The organism is Agarivorans sp., assembly GCF_050295395.1.
In the GTDB taxonomy this organism is placed as follows: domain Bacteria; phylum Pseudomonadota; class Gammaproteobacteria; order Enterobacterales; family Celerinatantimonadaceae; genus Agarivorans.
Map to the genome: position 1 here is coordinate 1 of NZ_JBNKPP010000031.1, position 3,143 is coordinate 3,143.

Annotated in this window: 5 protein-coding genes and 1 pseudogene; all 6 read left to right on the forward strand. The window is 47.8% G+C overall.

Features of this window, described 5'->3' with window-relative positions; genetic code table 11:
* Positions 1–343, forward strand: a 343-nt coding sequence (lptE, locus tag ACQY6Q_RS02215) for an LPS assembly lipoprotein LptE (RefSeq protein WP_427977353.1), incomplete at its 5' end; no start/stop codon positions are given.
* Position 344: 1 nt separating this feature from the next.
* Positions 345–1,343, forward strand: a complete 999-nt coding sequence (gene holA / locus ACQY6Q_RS02220) for a DNA polymerase III subunit delta (RefSeq protein WP_427977356.1) — start codon at positions 345–347, stop codon at positions 1,341–1,343.
* Positions 1,340–1,987 carry a nicotinate-nucleotide adenylyltransferase gene (gene nadD, locus ACQY6Q_RS02225; RefSeq protein WP_427977359.1) on the forward strand — a complete coding sequence of 216 codons (648 nt, stop codon included), beginning with the start codon at positions 1,340–1,342 and terminating at the stop codon, positions 1,985–1,987. The genes holA and nadD overlap by 4 nt, the downstream gene beginning before the upstream one ends.
* 57 nt (positions 1,988–2,044) lie before the next feature.
* On the forward strand, positions 2,045–2,389 hold the full coding sequence (rsfS, locus tag ACQY6Q_RS02230; protein ID WP_427977362.1) for a ribosome silencing factor: 345 nt from the start codon (positions 2,045–2,047) through the stop codon (positions 2,387–2,389).
* Positions 2,386–2,856 (forward strand): 23S rRNA (pseudouridine(1915)-N(3))-methyltransferase RlmH, encoded by a 471-nt coding sequence (gene rlmH / locus ACQY6Q_RS02235; protein WP_055732294.1) that lies wholly within the window; start codon positions 2,386–2,388, stop codon positions 2,854–2,856. The genes rsfS and rlmH overlap by 4 nt, the downstream gene beginning before the upstream one ends.
* A 9-nt stretch (positions 2,857–2,865) precedes the next feature.
* Positions 2,866–3,143 (forward strand): annotated as a pseudogene (locus tag ACQY6Q_RS02240) (penicillin-binding protein 2); the annotation flags it as partial.

Consider the following 3,143-nt stretch of genomic DNA (forward strand, 5'->3'; position numbering starts at 1 on the left):
CGAGTTAAAAAGACGGCTAGCTCAAAACAACGTAGCAGTATTTGAATTTGCTCAGGAGAATGTGCCCACGCTGTATATAGGCGCAGAAGAAATTAACAAACGTACCCTATCCTTGTTTGAAAACGGTCAAGTTGCAGAATACGAGTTAAGTTATCGGGTTGGCGGTTACCTGCAAGTGGCCAATCAGGGCAATTTTCCAGTGCAAGTACGTTTACACCGCGACTTCCAAGACAACCCTCTAGCCGCGCTGGCCAAACAACGTGAAAGAGAGTTGTTATACAGCGAACTACGCACCATGGCCGCAGACCAAATTATGCGCCAATTGGCAACGGTAAGCTGGTAATATGCGGATTTATGCCGATCGCCTAGCTCAGCAGCAACCGGCAAATTTCTCCTGCTTTTTAATTGCCGGTGATGAGCCGCTAATTAAACTAGAAAGCATCGACTACATTCGCCAGCAATTAAAGCAACAAGGTCTAGCGGAAGAACGACTCAGCTTTAGTTACGACGGCGACTTTCAATGGCCCACTATTTTCGACGCAATGGGCGAGCTGTCTTTATTCAGCCAATACCGCTTAATAGAACTGCAACTGGATCGCTCACCAGATAAGGCCATACAAAACCAACTACAAGAATTACTCAGCCTACTCAATCCTGAAACTCGGCTGCTGATTAGTTTGCCCAAGTTAACCAAGGCCAATGAGAAGCAAAGCTGGTATCAGCAAATAGAACAACAAGGCTTAGTCGTCACTATCTACCCGCCAGAAGGCGCGCAGCTTCAAGCCTGGATTAGACAACGCCTACAACAGCAAGGCTTAAGTAATAACCAAGAACTGGTTGCTTTACTCCTGCATTATTACGAAGGTAATCTACTGGCACTAAACCAAGCTATTAATAGCATAGTCTTACGCTGGGGTAACAAGCTTCCTTCGCTAAAAGAAATTGAATCGGGCTTATCTCATGCCAATCACTTCTCCAGTTTCCAGTTAGTTGATGCGATATTAGCCGCTGATTTTGCGCGTAGCTTGCTGATCATCAAACAGCTACGGCTAGAAGGAGAAGAGCCTACCCTCATCAACTGGGGTTTAGACAAAGAGTTTAAGCTGCTGCAAGCCTTACAAGCTCAACCAAGCAACCATCACGCCAGTCTATTTAAACAATATGCGGTGTGGAGCAAACGCCAAGGCCTACTCAGTGGTGCTGCCAAACGCTACAGCGCCCAGCAAATCAATCAAGCTCGCTTGCAGGTGGCCGAAATAGACAAAGCAATTAAGCAATTTGCCGGCAACCATGCTTGGCACCAACTAGAACGTTTAATATTCATCCTTGCTAAGCCACAATGAGCAAACTGAAATTATTTTTTGGCGGGTCCTTCGACCCCATCCATAATGGTCATATCCTTAGCGCCCAACAGCTAGTTGAGGCCACACAAGCAGCCGATATCACGCTGCTGCCTAATGCGCTATCGCCACTTAAACAGCAACAACATTGCTCAACCGAGCACCGGCGTCAGCTGCTCGAGTTGGCATTAGCCGATTACCCAGAGCTACTGCTTGATTGGCGAGAAGTGGAGCGCGGTGGGCGCTCTTATACTTGCGAAACCTTGCAAGAACTGGCCGCCCAATATCCTCAGCAGCATATCGGCTTTGTGATGGGACTGGACTCTTTTAATCAGCTTGACCACTGGCGTGATTGGCAAAAGCTGTGTGACTATGCACATTTGCTGGTGATTGCCCGACCCGGCTATCAACCGGCCTTATCGCAAATGCTAAAAGCTTGGTTAGCCGACAAACAAAGCCACCAGGTAGCCGACTTACATCAACTGGCGAGGGGCAAAGTCTATTTTTGTCAGCTGCAACCGATGCCGATATCCTCGACCCAGCTGCGCAAACAATTAGCTACGCATTCGCTAGAGCCAGAATTAAGCAGCCAGCTTCCCGGTGCGGTGCTTGAGTATATAATTGAACATAAGCTGTATGGCGCTTAACCTCGCCTTACAGAGCATGATATACTTACTTTTTAGTTGAAATTTGGGGTTCTTTTGATTCAAAACCAACAACTGATCGATTTTGTAGTAGATAAAGTCGAAGATATGAAAGGCCGAGATATTCAAAATCTCGATGTGAGTGAGCTCTCCAGCGTGACCGATACCATGGTAATTTGCAGTGGTAACTCGAAGCGGCACGTCAAATCCATTGCCGATAATGTGATAAAAGAAGCCAAACAAGCCGACTTAGACATCATTGGAGTCGAGGGCATGGAAGAGTCTGAATGGGTACTAGTAGACCTAGGCGACGTGGTATTGCATGTGATGCAAGACAGCGCTCGTGACTTCTACCAACTGGAAAAACTATGGGCACCAATGGCGGCAGAGTCTAAAGCGGGATGAAAATACAGCTAGTTGCCGTAGGCACCAAGATGCCAGCCTGGGTTGAAACAGCCTATCAAGAATATGCGCGACGTTTTCCTAAAGATATGCCCTTAGAGCTAATCGAAGTTAACGCGGGGAAACGCGGCAAAAATGCCGATATCAAACGTATTTTAGACAAAGAAGGTGAAGCCACATTAGCGGTAATCCCTAAGGGCAACCGTGTGGTTACCCTAGAAGTCACTGGAAAATCTTGGACTACACCACAACTAGCCCAACAACTGGAAGCTTGGAAAATGGACGGGCGAGATGTGAGTCTGCTGATCGGCGGACCAGAGGGCTTAGCCCCCAGCTGCATCCAACTCGCTGAGCAACGCTGGTCGTTATCGGCTCTCACGCTGCCTCACCCAATGGTTAGGGTTATTGTCGCAGAAACGCTCTATCGTGCTTGGAGCATTACCGCCAACCACCCTTACCACAGAGAATAAACACGACCAATGGCAAGAAAGCGCGTCGCCCTGCGAGATCATTCGGCTGAGTCACGGTTATTTAACCGTCGCGCGGTGGTGTCCATTGTCGGCACGTTTGCTCTCATCTGCGTATTATTGGGCAACCTTTACTATCTGCAGTTTGAGCAACACGAAACCTATACTACCCGCTCCAATGATAACCGAATTAAGGTATTGCCTTTAGCTCCTCCTCGCGGCCTTATCTACGATAGGAACGGTGTGTTGCTGGCCGAAAACCGACCCAATTTTAGTTTGGAAATTATTCC

What these genes read in the sequence shown, in the direction of transcription:
- holA (WP_427977356.1), top strand. Translation starts at nt 345, where the DNA reads ATGCGGATTTATGCCGATCGCCTAGCTCAGCAGCAACCGGCAAATTTC.
- nadD (WP_427977359.1), top strand. Translation starts at nt 1,340, where the DNA reads ATGAGCAAACTGAAATTATTTTTTGGCGGGTCCTTCGACCCCATCCAT.
- rlmH (WP_055732294.1), top strand. Translation starts at nt 2,386, where the DNA reads ATGAAAATACAGCTAGTTGCCGTAGGCACCAAGATGCCAGCCTGGGTT.